The sequence below is a fragment of the Salinicoccus siamensis genome (assembly GCF_042429615.1).
GTDB lineage: Bacteria > Bacillota > Bacilli > Staphylococcales > Salinicoccaceae > Salinicoccus > Salinicoccus siamensis.
This window is the reverse complement of sequence record NZ_JBHMAH010000011.1, coordinates 50,427-64,712: the sequence shown is the minus strand read 5'-3', so window position 1 is coordinate 64,712 and position 14,286 is coordinate 50,427. Positions and strand designations below refer to the sequence as shown.

At 42.5% G+C, this 14,286-nt stretch carries 14 protein-coding genes; 9 read left to right on the top strand and 5 right to left on the bottom strand.

Features of this window, described 5'->3' with window-relative positions; translation table 11 throughout:
- Nucleotides 1–264: 264 nt before the first annotated feature.
- The 4 genes from fni to ACFFLE_RS05130 are packed head-to-tail and all read left to right on the top strand — an operon-like array spanning nt 265 to nt 5,249.
- Nucleotides 265–1,335, top strand: coding sequence for a type 2 isopentenyl-diphosphate Delta-isomerase (gene fni, locus ACFFLE_RS05145; RefSeq protein ID WP_380570079.1), 1,071 nt, complete (start codon nt 265–267; stop codon nt 1,333–1,335).
- Between the two features lies 1 nt (nt 1,336).
- Nucleotides 1,337–2,839, top strand: a complete 1,503-nt coding sequence (locus ACFFLE_RS05140) for a phytoene desaturase family protein (RefSeq protein ID WP_380570078.1) — start codon at nt 1,337–1,339, stop codon at nt 2,837–2,839.
- Between the two features lie 12 nt (nt 2,840–2,851).
- The gene (locus ACFFLE_RS05135; protein WP_380570077.1) at nt 2,852–3,739 is read left to right on the top strand and encodes a phytoene/squalene synthase family protein; all 888 of its coding nucleotides are present in this window, start codon (nt 2,852–2,854) and stop codon (nt 3,737–3,739) included.
- A gap of 13 nt (nt 3,740–3,752) precedes the next feature.
- Nucleotides 3,753–5,249 (top strand): phytoene desaturase family protein, encoded by a 1,497-nt coding sequence (locus ACFFLE_RS05130; protein ID WP_380570076.1) that lies wholly within the window; start codon nt 3,753–3,755, stop codon nt 5,247–5,249.
- Nucleotides 5,250–5,357: 108 nt separating this feature from the next.
- On the opposite strand, the gene ACFFLE_RS05125 is transcribed toward ACFFLE_RS05130, so the two are convergent.
- From ACFFLE_RS05125 to ACFFLE_RS05115, 3 genes are all read right to left on the bottom strand, one after another.
- Nucleotides 5,358–7,169: a cation:proton antiporter gene (locus tag ACFFLE_RS05125; RefSeq protein WP_380570075.1), complete on the bottom strand. Its 1,812-nt coding sequence runs from the start codon at nt 7,167–7,169 to the stop codon at nt 5,358–5,360.
- 112 nt (nt 7,170–7,281) lie between these two features.
- Entirely contained in the window at nt 7,282–7,695 is a 414-nt protein-coding gene (locus tag ACFFLE_RS05120) for a universal stress protein (RefSeq protein WP_380570074.1), read from the bottom strand.
- 3 nt (nt 7,696–7,698) lie between these two features.
- Nucleotides 7,699–9,159, bottom strand: a complete 1,461-nt coding sequence (locus ACFFLE_RS05115) for a SulP family inorganic anion transporter (RefSeq protein WP_380570073.1) — start codon at nt 9,157–9,159, stop codon at nt 7,699–7,701.
- Nucleotides 9,160–9,271: 112 nt separating this feature from the next.
- On the opposite strand from ACFFLE_RS05115, the gene ACFFLE_RS05110 reads away from it, so the two are divergent.
- Nucleotides 9,272–9,811, top strand: a complete 540-nt coding sequence (locus tag ACFFLE_RS05110; RefSeq protein ID WP_380570072.1) for a recombinase family protein — start codon at nt 9,272–9,274, stop codon at nt 9,809–9,811.
- Nucleotides 9,812–9,841: 30 nt separating this feature from the next.
- On the opposite strand, the gene ACFFLE_RS05105 is transcribed toward ACFFLE_RS05110, so the two are convergent.
- Nucleotides 9,842–10,444, bottom strand: a complete 603-nt coding sequence (locus ACFFLE_RS05105) for a class I SAM-dependent methyltransferase (protein ID WP_380570071.1) — start codon at nt 10,442–10,444, stop codon at nt 9,842–9,844.
- A 167-nt stretch (nt 10,445–10,611) separates the two neighbouring features.
- Here ACFFLE_RS05105 and ACFFLE_RS05100 point away from each other — a divergent pair, with 167 nt between their 5' ends.
- Together ACFFLE_RS05100 and ACFFLE_RS05095 are read left to right on the top strand one after the other, a co-directional pair.
- The gene (locus ACFFLE_RS05100; protein WP_380570070.1) at nt 10,612–10,830 is read left to right on the top strand and encodes a heavy-metal-associated domain-containing protein; all 219 of its coding nucleotides are present in this window, start codon (nt 10,612–10,614) and stop codon (nt 10,828–10,830) included.
- A gap of 114 nt (nt 10,831–10,944) precedes the next feature.
- Nucleotides 10,945–11,940, top strand: a complete 996-nt coding sequence (locus ACFFLE_RS05095) for an NADP-dependent oxidoreductase (RefSeq protein WP_380570069.1) — start codon at nt 10,945–10,947, stop codon at nt 11,938–11,940.
- A gap of 91 nt (nt 11,941–12,031) precedes the next feature.
- Here ACFFLE_RS05095 and ACFFLE_RS05090 read toward each other — a convergent pair whose 3' ends face one another.
- Entirely contained in the window at nt 12,032–12,355 is a 324-nt protein-coding gene (locus tag ACFFLE_RS05090) for an antibiotic biosynthesis monooxygenase (protein WP_380570068.1), read from the bottom strand.
- Nucleotides 12,356–12,542: 187 nt separating this feature from the next.
- On the opposite strand from ACFFLE_RS05090, the gene ACFFLE_RS05085 reads away from it, so the two are divergent.
- A complete protein-coding gene (locus tag ACFFLE_RS05085; protein WP_380570067.1) occupies nt 12,543–12,980 on the top strand; it encodes an antibiotic biosynthesis monooxygenase family protein in 438 nt (145 codons plus the stop codon).
- Between the two features lie 127 nt (nt 12,981–13,107).
- The gene (locus tag ACFFLE_RS05080; protein WP_380570066.1) at nt 13,108–14,058 is read left to right on the top strand and encodes a TDT family transporter; all 951 of its coding nucleotides are present in this window, start codon (nt 13,108–13,110) and stop codon (nt 14,056–14,058) included.
- Nucleotides 14,059–14,286 lie beyond the last annotated feature (228 nt).

Sequence of the window (14,286 nt, the reverse complement as noted above, 5' to 3'; positions counted from 1 at the left end):
GGAGCAAGTATGAAGAAACAGCTCCACTATTTCCAGTATGTTTGCAAAATACCTCCCAATCATTGATAATCGTACTAATACACATCAAAGAAGAACCATCTTTACAAGTTTTGGCCAATATTCCCATATAAGGAGCAAGTATGAAGAAACAGCTCCACTGCTTACTCTTTTTAGGGTGCTTTACAGCATATAAAAACTGTAAATTTCTCAACCCTATCTAAGAACAGCCCATACACCCGGAAGTAAAGCGACAGGATGGAAGGAATGAATCTCTTGAGCAAACCGACTGATAAACGTAGCCAAAGAAAAAACGAACATGTTCAGCACGCCCTAAACCAATCTCTGCAAACTGCACCATCCGACTTTGACGGTGTGCATTTCATCCACCAGTCTCTTCCTTCTTTCAACCTGGATGATGTCAACCTTTCTGCAGACCTCGGTCCTTTTCGTCTTGATTTGCCACTCTATATCAATGCAATGACCGGAGGCAGCGAGTGGACGCGCTCCATCAATGGAAAGCTTGCTGCTGTTGCTGAAGCTACGGGGATTCCCATGGCAGTCGGTTCTATGCATGCTGCAATAAAGCAACCAGAGCTGTCGGACTCTTTCACTATTGCGAGAGAAACTAACCCAAATGGCCTTCTCTTTGCCAACGTAGGTGCGGATGTTTCAATGGAAGGGGCAAAAACAGCTGTAGACCTTCTCAAAGCAGATGCACTTCAAATCCATATCAACGCGCCTCAAGAATTGATCATGCCTGAAGGGGACCGTAATTTTAAAGCTTGGCGCGACAATATCCAGCAGATTGCAGAAGAAATTGATATGCCTGTAATTGTTAAAGAAGTAGGCTTTGGCATGAGCAAAGAAACACTTCAGATTTTGAAGAATATCGGCATCAAGTATACAGACGTCAGTGGTAAGGGAGGGACCAACTTCGCGACCATTGAAAATTCAAGACGTAAAAATCAAGAGATGTCCTATATGGATAACTGGGGCATTTCCACAGTCACATCGCTTCTCGAAACAAAGCCCTTCCAACATGATATGCATATACTGGCTAGCGGAGGGGTACGGACCCCGCTTGATGCGATGAAGTGCCTAGCCCTTGGTGCCCGTGCTGTAGGAATGTCAAAAATGATGCTGGAACAAGTCGAACACTCTGGTGTTGAAGCTGCTATCGAGTTCGTGGATCAGTTCCACCATCAGATGAAGAAGATTGCTGTAATAACCAACGCTAAAAATATTGAAGAGCTGAGAAACCGGCCGATTGTCCTAAGCCCTGAATTGATTTCATGGCAGCAGCAGCGGTCCATGGAACAGCAAGGGAGATTTTGATATGAGAAAGACGATTACTGTTATAGGTGCTGGAGTCGCTGGGCTTGCAAGTGCCATCCGATTACAGAATGAGGGGTTCCAAGTCACTATATTGGAGAAGGAGTCGACGCCTGGGGGCAAAATGAACCGGATCGACCTTGAAGGATATGCGTTCGATCTTGGCCCGACCATCGTGATGATGCCTGAACTATATAGAGAAGTATTCGAGATTACAGGCCGTAATCCTGATGACTATATTCCGATGGTGCGCCTTGACCCCATGTACAGTGGATACTTTGACAATGGGACCAAAGAATATCAGGTAACAAACGACCTTGTTAAAAATATGGAGATGTTTGAAGAAATCAGCAATGAAGATGCAGAAGGTTTTCTACGCTATCTGACAGATCTGTACCAACGTTTCAATGTTGCCAAGAACCATTTTCTGCAGCGTCCCTTCAGAAACAAGAAAGATTTCTACAACCCATTCATGATCGGTCAGGGCATGAAGTTGAAAACTCTGAACAATGCTGAAAATCTAATGAAGAAGTATATCAAAAACAAACGCATGCGCCAGATGATCAGCTTCCAGACCCTATATATCGGTATATCGCCTTTTAAAGGCCCTTCACTATACACTATCATCCCCATGATCGAGTTTCTATACGGCATCTGGTTCATCAAAGGCGGGATGCGCACCATGGCGTCTGGCATGGAACGTCTATTTTTGGAAATAGGCGGGGAAATCACATATGACACCAACGTTGAACAAATTGTCATAGAGGATAAAAAAGCAACGGGTGTCATGGTCAACGGTTCATTCCTTGCTTCTGATTATGTGATGTGTAATGCAGACTTTCCTTATGCCATGAAAAATCTCGTCAAAGAGCCGGAGCATAAAGGAAAGTATCAGGACAAAAAAATTGATAAGATGGATTATTCATGCTCCTGTTTCGTTCTATATCTGGGCATGGATCGTAAATACCCTGAACTTGATAACGTCCATAACTTTGTTTTCTCTGAAGATCTTGATACTAACATCAATCAAATCTTTGAGGGTGATGTCATCGAGAACCCATCACTCTATATGTATATTGCTTCAAAGATCGACCCTTCTCTCGCCCCTGAAGATAAAGATGGTATATATATCTTGATGCCTGTGTCAGACACAAATACATTGAAATATGAGTGGACGGAGGAAACTTCTAATATGTACCGAGACAAAATCATGTCGAAAATCAGCCAGCTGCCTGGTATGGAAAATTTCGAAGAAGAAATCGTTGTAGAAACCACTATGACACCAGCAGAGTTTGAGGGGCGTTTCAACGCCTACAATGGCGCCACATTCGGACTTAGACCGACACTCACCCAGAGCAATCACATGCGCCCCCAGAGTAAAGCGACGCATTGCGACAATCTGTATTTTACCGGAAGCAGCACTCATCCAGGAGCTGGCGTACCGATTGTATTACTCTCATCAAAAATAGCAGTCGGAGAACTGCTGAAAGATGAAAATCACCAATAGGAGACGTGAAGCATGATGGCTCATTCCAAACCTTCATTAAAAAATGATTACAACCATTGCCAAAATATAATCAAGCATCACTCGAAGAGCTTCTATTATGCTTTTTCCACCCTTCCCGAAAAAGATGCTGATGCAGTGTATGCAATCTATGCATTTTGCCGCACAGCTGACGATGCAATTGACCATGCCAAGAACATGGAGACACGTATCGTAAATTTGGAAAGGCTGGAGAAGGAACTGGATAACTTCTTAAGCGGAAACGTCCCTAAAGCTCCCATGTGGCGTGCTTTGTCCGATGTGATGGCTCGGTATGATATCGATCCATCAATGCTCTACACCCAACTGGACGGCCAAAGAATGGATATCCGCTTTAAACAGCCTGAAGCCATCGATGACCTGATCAATTACAGTAATCATGTTGCGGGGTCTGTCGGGAGGCTTCTTCTGCCTATACTATCCAATGACCTTACAGGTCCGCGCAGGCAAAATGCAGAAAAGCTTGGTGTTGCTATGCAGATCACCAATATTTTGAGGGATATAGGTGAAGACAACAGGGAACATGGTCGTATCTATATTCCAAAGTCGGTGTTGAAAAAGCATGGTTACACTGAAGAACAGCTTGCCTCAGGCGAAATCAATAAAAATTTCAGGGCTATGTGGGAGGATCTTGCCGGAACCGCTGAACAGTTATATGACACTGCCCGTGAAGAAATTACATACTATAAACCGGAAGCCAGGCTGCCGCTTCTCCTCTCACTTTCCATATATCGTGAGATCTTGAATGAAGTTCGCCACAATGAATATGACTGCTTCTCCAAGCGAAATTCAGTCTCTTTAGCCAAAAAGATAAAGATAAGGGAAGCGGAAAAAATATATATCAAGACACTTGAAGACAAATGATTGGGGGAGCATCATGGAAGAATCTCGAACAGTGATTGTAATAGGTGGCGGCCTCGGAGGCCTCTCGGCAGCAATCTCCCTGAGACAAAGGGGATTTGATGTAACACTATACGAAAAGAATACGCACTTTGGAGGAAAGCTGAACCGTCATGAACAAGACGGATTCGGTTTTGACCTCGGGCCATCACTGCTGACGATGCCCCACGTGTTCGAACGGCTTTTCACTGGCAGTGGGAAAGTTATGGATGATTATGTCCAAATTGAGGAAATACCCCTCCAATGGCGTGCCTTTTTCCCTGACGACTCCCATATCGACCTATATGGAAACCTTCAGAAGATGGCGGAAGAAAACCCTCAGCTCGGGAAAGAAGACATACGCGATTATAGGAACTTCCTTGAGTATGCCAAAAAAATAGATAGAACCACGGTCCCTGGATATTTCGAAAAGGGACTTGATGATCTAAAAGATGTGCTGCGTTTTCATGGTCCAATCGAAGCATTTAAAGGGTTCGACTACTCATCCACGATGCAGCACGGCATAAACAAGAGGGTTAGAAATCCGCAAATGAGAGATATGTTGGGTTATTTCATAAAATATGTCGGCTCAAGCTCATACCGGGCACCGGCTGTGTTGAATATGATGGCACATATGCAACATGAGCAAGGAGTATGGTATGTGAAGGGCGGGCTTCATCGTCTAGCTGAAGGTATCACCCAGTTGGCCCGAGATATAGGCGTCAAGTTATATACAGGTGTATCTGTAGAAACAGCCCTGACTGATGGACAGAACAATATAGACACTCTGTTGATTGATGACGGAAGCCGTGTAGAAGCAGATTATTATGTTTCCAATATGGAAGTGCTGCCCTTTTATAGGCAAGTGCTTGATCGGATGCCGAAAAAAATCAAGAAGCTGGAAAAGCAATTTGAACCAGCAAGTTCAGGGTTGGTGTTGCACCTCGGAGTCAATCGGGAATACCCACAATTGAGACATCATAACTTCTTTTTCTCAAACGATTCAAAACGCAACTATAAAGAAGTATTCGAAAAGAAGATCTTGCCGGGTGATCCTACAATCTATGTGGTGAACACCAATAAAACCGACCCTTCACAAGCACCTGAAGGCTCAGAAAACCTAAAAATATTGCCCCATATCCCACCTCTTCAAAATGAACAATATACAAAAGAAGATTATATGAACTTCCGACGCACGGTTCTTGAGAAACTTGAATCGATGGGACTTGAGAATTTAAGGGATCACATTGTTACAGAATACATGTTGACACCTCATGATATCGAGAAAATGTACAATTCCGATCATGGTGCAATATACGGCACGGTATCGGATAAAAAGAAAAACAAAGGATTTAAACATCCAAAAAAAGATCGCAAGATCGGGAATTTATATTTTGTCGGTGGGACCGTAAACCCAGGAGGGGGTATGCCGATGGTCACATTGAGCGGCCAGCAGGTGGGCCGTATGATTTCCGAAAATGCAGACCGCGGATAATGTAACCATTTCCGCAAACAAATCATTCATCATCTTCTTCAAATGTTTCGGCTGAGAGATAATCTAAATTGACTTTAGATTTCCCGGGCAATAAAAAGAACGGAGGACTCATCCTCCGTTCTTTTTTTCTTCCTTGAAAGTATGAGCGCCCTTCAATACGCCTACTACACCTTCTTCACCATAGGTCAAATCTTCTGTGATGGTCTTGAATGTCACATTCTTTGCAGAATCGATGTAATATAGAATGATGTCGTCTTCTGTAATGCTCTCTACTTCTGAAGGGTCCAATTCTGTAATTTCATATTCATCGATGAATTGATTGAACCAATAATACGTAAAATATTCATCAAACAGAATGTGATGTCTAATGACTTGCTCAACCCGATTTCGCATCTCCTCATGATCTACTGGATAAGGGAACATCTTAACGCCCTTTAAGCCAAACTCTTGGGACAATTCATTAAATGCCAGGTGGTTGAATGTGTAGGAGCGTGTCATCAATAGACATTGTTCATAAGGAGTGAGGTCAGCCTGTATGCGTTCATCTTCAGACAGCAGGTTACCGTCGAAAGTTTCCAAGCCTAGTTCTTTAGCGCGTTTTGCATCGGAATTCAAAAGGTCGGATACCATTACCGGAATCTCATGTTCCTGTAATTTCGAAGCAAGTTTAAGGGAGAAACGGTTTTCACCGATAATTATGATACCGGGTGGTTCTACGCTCGACAGCTTCAATAATTTACTCAGCGGCTTAAAACTGAAGCCATAAAAGACGACCGTCACAAATACGAACCCAAATGTAACAGGCGCGATATATTCCGCCATCGGCACATTCTGATTGTTGAAAAGCCCCGAGAAGAACTCCGCAACCGCCAGGGCGACAATGCCTCTTGGTGCCACAAATGAAATGAACGCCCTCTCCTTAAAAGTAATCTCAGTATTTATTGTGGAGAGCAAGATATAAGCAGGCCTTACAATTATGATCATGATAAGGCAGAACAGCACCAACTCCCAACTCAACACCTCATTTAAAACTTCACGCGTAAGAGAAGAAGTGATAAGAATGAAGACTGTAGAGACAAGAATCAACGTCATCTCATCAATAAAATGATTGGATTGCTTATAAATGAGGCTGTGATTTTTGAGTCGGGCCATCACCAATCCGAATATCGTCACTGATAATAACCCAGATTCATGCAGTACAGCGTCGCTCAGACTGAATAAAAGCAGGATGAACACAAACTGGATGGGAGCCATGAGGTTCTGGGGTATGAAATCTCCTTGAATCATCCATTTAAATAGGTAAGATGCTCCAAAACCAAGTGCAAATGCTACGCTGAATCCAATGATATATTCGAGGAAATACTCAAGACCGAAGTCCTGCCCTAAAATCTGAAAGACATAGAATGCAAATAGCGCCAACATAGGTCCCACAGGGTCCAGGATAATACTCTCCCACTTAAGTATCGAGTTCACCGAGTCTTTAACCTTAGCCTGCTTAAGCAACGGCTGGATGACCGTAGGGCCGGTCACAATGAAGAGGCCTGCGAGTACAAATGATATCGATAGTGGGAAGTTCAATATAAAATACATGGCCATAGCACCGAGTAGCCATGCGAGCACAGCACCAACTGTGATGATCCTTGCTATCGCTTTGGATACTCCCCTCAATTCACGATAATCCAGATTGCTGCTGCCTTCAAAAAGAATTATTGCAACCGCTAGTGAAACAATTGTTCCAAAAAGCTCGCTGCCCATCATTTCCTGGGGATTCACTATCTGAAATATCGGACCTACAAGGAGTCCTACTATGGACATTACTACTATTGCCGGCCATTTGATCATTGCTGCAACCCATTGACTCGCAATGCCAAGTGTGATGAATAGGGCAACAATGAGCATGAGTGGTATCTCTATATTCATTCTGCTCACCCTTCCTGTTTCCTTAAGACTATATCATTAATTTCAAGAGTTCAGTATTGATATATAAATAAAGCGCAGAACCCCGTTTGATCCTGCGCTTTTATCCATTCTCCTACTTAACGATGATCACTGGAATCTGTGCGCGTTTGGCCACTTTATGGCTGACACTGCCGAGCATCATTTCCTGAAGACTATTGAGTCCTCGGGTTCCGAGGACGACTACGTCATAATCCCCTGAATTTGCCACTTTCACCACAGTCTCTTTAGGCTCACCATGCTCGAACAGTACTTCATAGGCGATATTTTCCGACTCGAAGTACTCTGTGATATTTGATATCTTCGCCAGGCGCTCACGTTCCAGACTTCTATTATTGGACCCATGAAGCACATCTGTTTTTGAGTCGCTATAGGCTATGACATTAAGAACGGTAACCACTGTACCTTCGAAATGGAATTTGCTGATTTCCTTGGCGGCCCGATAGCTATTATCTGAACCATCAGCTGCCAGCAGAATCGATTTATACATGTTTTATCCCCCCATATTAAGCTCTTCTTTATTTATCATACTCAATTCATTAATGATTTTCCGGCTGTCTTTGTTCAAGTTTTTGATCCGCACTTGATTATTTCTTCGTTTAAGTCTTGTAATCATCGTATCTACAGCATCTACACCAGAGTCATCCCAGATATGTGCTGCAGTGAAATCAAGCTCTATTGTCTTATCATGGTCATCGAGGTCGAGTTGATTCATCATTGTATCAACTGAAGCAAAGAATATCTGTCCATTGAAACGATAGTTTACTTGGTTCTCTGATTCTGAACGTTCTACGGTGATGTTGGAGATTTTAGTTGCAAAGAACAGTGCACTCAATACCACTCCTGCAATCACACCCATTGCCAAATTACTGGTGAAAAGGACGATCACGACTGTCACAATCATCACAAGAGCGTCAGTCCGCGGTGCTTTTACAACGTACTGGAAAGAGCCCCAATCGAATGTACCGATTGCTACCATCACCATGATTCCTGCCAAAATCGGCATAGGTATCTGAACAACCAGATCTCCAAGGACGATTATAAGGAAGATGAGCACCATTCCCGCCGTAAAAGTCGAAAGGCGTGTAGTCGCCCCCGACCTCACATTAATTATTGATTGTCCTATCATGGCACAACCACCCATGCCTCCAAAGAAACCTGCAATGATATTCGATATGCCCTGTCCGCGGGATTCCCTATTCTTACTGCTGTAGGAATCTGTGGCATCATCGACAATTTTTGCAGTCAGTAAGCTCTCAACTAATCCAACGATAGCCATGGATATGGAAAATGGCAGAATGATCCTCAACGTTTCCATCGTATAAGGTACGTCAGGTATAATGAAACTTGGTAAGGACCGTTCTATCGCCCCCAAGTCTCCGACAGTCCTCAAGTCAGCCCCCATAAAAAGATAGACAGCAGTCAGCACAATAATCGCGATAAGTGGTGCCGGTATCTCCTTGAAGAATCTTGGGACAACATAAATAATCAGCAAGGTGACACCAACATAAACATATGTCGATATTGAGATGCCGAAAATATGTTCAATCTGAGACATGAAGATCATAATGGCAAGCGCATTGACAAACCCGAGCATAACGGATTTCGGAATGAACTTCATCAGTTTGCCGATTTTCAAGATGCCAAGGACCAGTTGAATCGCTCCCATCAGCAATGTTGCAGCTAGTAGATACTCTACACCATATTCACTCACAAGCGGTACAACAAGTAACGCTACTGCACCGGTGGCGGCAGAGATCATCGCGGGACGCCCGCCTAATATTGATATTGATACTGCTATTATGAATGAGGCATATAACCCAACCATCGGGTCGACCCCGGCAATTATGGAAAATGCAATCGCCTCAGGAATAAGAGCAAGCGCCACCAGTATCCCCGCCAGAATATTGGTTTTGGGGTCGGTCAGCCATTCTTTCTTTAATGTCTCTATCATTTTCTACGCTCCTATTCTATAATTCTATAGAGCTTATTATAATCATCAAAGTTTCATAAGTATACCCCTTTTTGGAATTATGACCACTTTATAGAGAGGAGGAGGCCCAGGCATGATCTATGGGTATATCAGAGATGTTGGACTCAACGACTCGAAGATAGAACAGAAAAGGAAGTTGGAAAAGCATGCTGATGAAATATTCGAGGAACAGCACGCCAAGAACAAAAAACGCACACAATTAGATCATTTGTTTGCCATACTTGAAAGTGGAGACTATGTATATACCACTGACCTTTTCATACTGGCCGATTCCACGAAACAGTTGGTGGATCTTGTAGATATTATCGTAGAAAAAAATGCATCCATCATCATCCTCAACAAGTCGTTGGAAATCAACAGGCACTCCACGCATAACTTTCGGGAGACGCTCCACCTCCTATCTGAATTTCAAAGTGATGTCATCAAGTTCAGGACGCGTATCGGGGTGTCAGCGGCAGCGTCCAAAGGCAAGCCTTCAGGAAGACCAAAAAGAAATGATGATAATATGAAAAGGGCTTTGGAAATGTACATGTCAAAAAAGTATACCTTGGACGAAATAAAGAACGAAACAAATATCAGTAGGGCGACATTATATCGCCATCTCGACCTATAGATAAGGGACGAATGTAGTCATCCCTCCATTTCATTTTTTCTTAAGATGACCCTCGATAACCGCACTTCTACCCCGGTGCATAGTCCCTTCGTGACGTTCCACGATTTTTTCGCTTAAGGAAATGATTTCTACGTCACGATGCGAGAACTCTTCCTCCAGCTCTCTCAGATTATAGAGCATGTCACTCTTCTTCGGTCCACCGGTCTGGAATTCCAATTGCCGCTTGGAATAGAATTCGAATATAATCCTTCCTCCTGGTTTCACACAATCTATAAGATTTTTAAGCATATTCTTCTTTCCCTCTGCTGGAACATGTCCAAATATGTTGACCGCGATGTCATAGAAGTTTTTAGGAAGGGCATCGGTTATTGTGATATCCTGCAGATGAGTTTCTATTTCGACACCTTCTGATTCTGCCAACCGGATAGTTTTATCCAGTCCAACTTTAGAGTAGTCATATGTTCCCGCCTCGTGGCCCAATTTCGCCAAATACACTGCATTGCGTCCCTCTCCCTCAGCAAGCAAGGCAATCTTCAGACCTCCTTTTTCATAAATATTTTCTTTTAACCAGTCGTTTGGTTCTGTGCCGTAAATATAATGTGCTTCATCAAATTTTTCATCCCAACTGTTCAAACTGATCCCCCCAATATTTGAATATATATACGAGCATATCACTCCAGATCCATTTCATGAAATCGAACTCCTCGCATTAGTTGATGCTCGTCAATTTTTATTTTGTGCTCTACTTATATACTATAGATAGAAAGTAATGATACAAACTTAACAGGAGGAGATATCAAGTGAAAACCAATCTGAAGACAGAGACATTCACCTGCCCGAGCTGCATCAAAAAAATTGAGGGCAACCTATCCAAAAGAGCTGGTGTCGAAGTCGCAAAAGTGCTGTTCAATTCAAGTAAAGTCAAAGTTGAACATGACGAAAGTAAAATTACTGCCGATGAGATAAGAAATGTTGTAGAGAATTTAGGCTACGAAGTTCACACTGTTAAATCAAGCTAGATGAAATCTCCCTGACGGGGGATTTTCTTATTCAATCAGATTCTTTGCCGTCTCAGTATCCGACAGTTAAAATGAGTATGTAATTCTAATTCATTTTGAATGGAGGCAATTATAGTGAAAAATGAGCAATTTGTACTTGCAAACCGCCCAAAGGGCACACCAGACGATAATACTTTCCGCCTGGAAGAGATATCAAAAAAAGACCCCTCAGCTAATGAGGTCATGATCAAACCACTATATATATCAGTCGACCCTTATATGAGGGGACGCATGTCTGATGCAGAATCGTATATCGCGCCATTTGAAGTCGACCAACCTTTACATGGTCATGTAGTCGGTGAAGTCCTTGCTTCGAAGGCAGACGGTTTTGCTGAAGGCGACTACGTAGTCGGTATAATGCCTTGGCAACGTTATATCACCATTACGACGGATAATATCCAAAAAGTGCAGGATGCTAATGTCCCCCTACACCTTTATCTAAGCACGTTGGGGATGACAGGACAGACTGCTTATCATGGTCTTCTGAAGATTGGGCAGCCGCAATCCGGTGAAACAGTCGTAGTCTCTGCAGCTTCCGGTGCAGTCGGTTCCGTAGTCGGCCAGATCGCTAAAATAAAAGGTGCCAAAGTCGTTGGTATTGCGGGCGGTACAGAAAAAGTGACTTATTTGAAGGACACACTCGGTTTCGATGCTGCGGTCGATTATAAATCGGATGATTTCGAAAAATCCCTCGAAGAAGCTGTACCTAATGGAGTGGATGTATATTTCGAAAACGTCGGTGGCAAAATCTCAGATGCTGTGTTCAAGCACTTGAATACTTTCTCACGCATCCCGGTGTGCGGCACAATTTCAAACTATAATGATGTTGAACAGGATATCGGTCCCCGCATCCAGCCTATACTCATTAAAAACCAAGCTTTGATGCAGGGCTTTGTCGTCGCCAACTATTCCGATGATTTCCAAGAAGCCGGTCAAACGCTTGCTGAGTGGGTAAAGGATGGCAAGATCCACACAGAAGTAAGCGTTGAAGAAGGATTTGAAAATCTGCCGAAAGCGTTCAATAACCTTTTTGAAGGTAAGAACTTAGGTAAGCAGGTAGTTAAGATATAATGCATTGCGATACAAAAAAACGCCCATTTTATGGGCGTTTTTTTGTATCATCATTGTCATCTCGATAATGATTCCATTATAAGCTTTAATGCTACTCCGGCCGATGCTGTACATAGACTTCATAAATTGACAGCTCTGCCCCTAGAATTGGATTATTTTCCTCTTTCGATTTGGAATCACTTGATTCATGCGCTTTTCTTGTGGCGCGGTCCTGCCTCCACACTTCAAAGTTCTCATGGTCTTCCCAAGTTGTGCACACCTCGATTACATCATATTCTTCGGTATTTTCTTTGATCAGTACTTCCATCAGTACAAAACCATCAAAAGTATGGACAGACTTTGCTGTGGAAAAACGTTTGGCTACATCTTCAACTCTTCCTTTTTCAATACGTATTTCGTTGACTACTTTAATCATTTAATCGGATAAGCCTCCTTGAGGATAATATATTGTATACTTAATATATCATGAATGGAATGATGCGTTACAGGGTAAGTCTTCCACAGATATGATACGCTTTCTATAAATGAGGTAGATTACTCTACTATTCTCAATATGGAAGAGTCATATCTGTGTCGAACTAATTAAATGAAGAGGTGACAATATGATTCTCACAGATGTAGAGAATAGCTATCAGGTTTCAATAGGAGAAGAGAAGGCTATAATACGAAATAATTCTGAAGAAAAAGGCTACTCAATAATTGAAAGTAAAGGACCCTTGGAAGCAAAAGGGTTTTGCGTCTTGAATAATGTCTATATCAATACTGGTATGGAAAAAGCTTTTGAAGCACGCTTCTTGAATCGTCAATCGAACCTTGCTACTGTGACAGGCTTTAAAGCACTCCGAGTTATGAAAGCTGAATCTGGCCCTTACTACGTCATTCTGACATTATGGGATAGTGCTCAGGATTTTCATAATTGGCAGGAATCGAGCCAGTATCAGAAAACACATAAAAAAAGAGGCACTTCTTCTGGACTGGATCGTGAAGTAGTGGCACGCAAGCACTCTTTCAATGTACGTTTCCATATACAAAATCAGTGATTAGACTCTAAGCGCTTTATATTTAAGCAAGCTTTCAGATTGATGATCATTGGTCGATTAGTTACAATATACCCTTGTGTTCATTTATACTACTATTCATCATTAATTAGAAAAGAAGTGCCATGACATGAAACATTTCCTTACCCAAATTCCCGTCTCCATGAGTGGATTGATACTTGGCCTAGTATCCCTCGGTCATCTTTTTTTCTCAATACATTATGATAGGATCGGATGGACTTTCACCCTAATTGGAATACTGATGATGTTTTTATTCTTCCTAAAAATTACTGTCACAGGCAGAGATACTCTAAAGACCCTGGACAATCCAGTCGTTGCAGCCATTTCTCCGACCTTCCCCATGTCCATGATGATGCTCTGCCATACACTAAGCCGCTTTACAGTACATGATTCGATCATATTGCTCATATGGTGGGTTGCTATAATACTTCATTTCAGCCTTATGGGATTCTTCACTTTATATTTCCTTGCACCTAGTAATATGAGATCGGAATACATCAATCCGGGGTGGTTCGTTACGTTTGTAGGTATCGGGGTCATCCCGGCCACATCAAGCAACTTTGGCCCAGAGTTTGGGGAGATCATCATTTGGTTTGCCCTTGCTTTCTATCTTGTACTTTTGCCGATTATCATAAGCCAACTGATTAAAAGGAAGGCCACACAATCGACTTTGCCGCTTATCGCCATTATTGCTGCGCCAGGTTCATTATGTTTGACCGGCTATCTATCTGTTATAGACCAACCATCGGAGAGTATCGTCTATATACTGCTCGCTCTATCGCAACTACTATATTTTTTCATTATCTTCATGTTGCCTAAGATCATGCGATATAAATTTCACCCAAGCTATGCTGCCCTCACATTCCCCGTAGTCATCTCAGCTACCTCAATCATCAAAGTGTTTCAACTGGTTGATGATGGGGGGCTCGCTAATGAAGTACTGAAATTCGCTTCGATCTTCGAATTGGCTTTAGCTGTAGTCATCGTAACTTATGTACTGGTGCGCTATTCGATTTTTATCATCCAATGCTATGGCAACGATAGAAACTCTTATAATTAATGAGCGGGTTATTCGTATACCAGGCATAACTAAGAGGGCTTATGGCGGCCCTTTTTTTAATTCTTTTTGAATTATAGATGGGTGAAGAAGCAATTTTGATTCATCCCCCATTTGAACATACACAGATGCATCAACGTTATTATGGCGTTATGGACCCCTATAATGTTTTATTATTTTAAACGCAATGTCTATAACACCATTGCTCATATGAATTGAATCTACCCTTGT

Excerpts from the sequence above, each read along its gene's own strand:
- ACFFLE_RS05090 (WP_380570068.1), bottom strand. The coding sequence starts at position 12,355 with ATGATTAAAGTAGTCAACGAAATACGTATTGAAAAAGGAAGAGTTGAA.
- ACFFLE_RS05080 (WP_380570066.1), top strand. The coding sequence starts at position 13,108 with ATGAAACATTTCCTTACCCAAATTCCCGTCTCCATGAGTGGATTGATA.
- ACFFLE_RS05130 (WP_380570076.1), top strand. The coding sequence starts at position 3,753 with ATGGAAGAATCTCGAACAGTGATTGTAATAGGTGGCGGCCTCGGAGGC.
- ACFFLE_RS05110 (WP_380570072.1), top strand. The coding sequence starts at position 9,272 with ATGATCTATGGGTATATCAGAGATGTTGGACTCAACGACTCGAAGATA.
- fni (WP_380570079.1), top strand. The coding sequence starts at position 265 with ATGAATCTCTTGAGCAAACCGACTGATAAACGTAGCCAAAGAAAAAAC.
- ACFFLE_RS05085 (WP_380570067.1), top strand. The coding sequence starts at position 12,543 with ATGATTCTCACAGATGTAGAGAATAGCTATCAGGTTTCAATAGGAGAA.
- ACFFLE_RS05115 (WP_380570073.1), bottom strand. The coding sequence starts at position 9,159 with ATGATAGAGACATTAAAGAAAGAATGGCTGACCGACCCCAAAACCAAT.
- ACFFLE_RS05120 (WP_380570074.1), bottom strand. The coding sequence starts at position 7,695 with ATGTATAAATCGATTCTGCTGGCAGCTGATGGTTCAGATAATAGCTAT.
- ACFFLE_RS05135 (WP_380570077.1), top strand. The coding sequence starts at position 2,852 with ATGATGGCTCATTCCAAACCTTCATTAAAAAATGATTACAACCATTGC.
- ACFFLE_RS05125 (WP_380570075.1), bottom strand. The coding sequence starts at position 7,169 with ATGAATATAGAGATACCACTCATGCTCATTGTTGCCCTATTCATCACA.
- ACFFLE_RS05140 (WP_380570078.1), top strand. The coding sequence starts at position 1,337 with ATGAGAAAGACGATTACTGTTATAGGTGCTGGAGTCGCTGGGCTTGCA.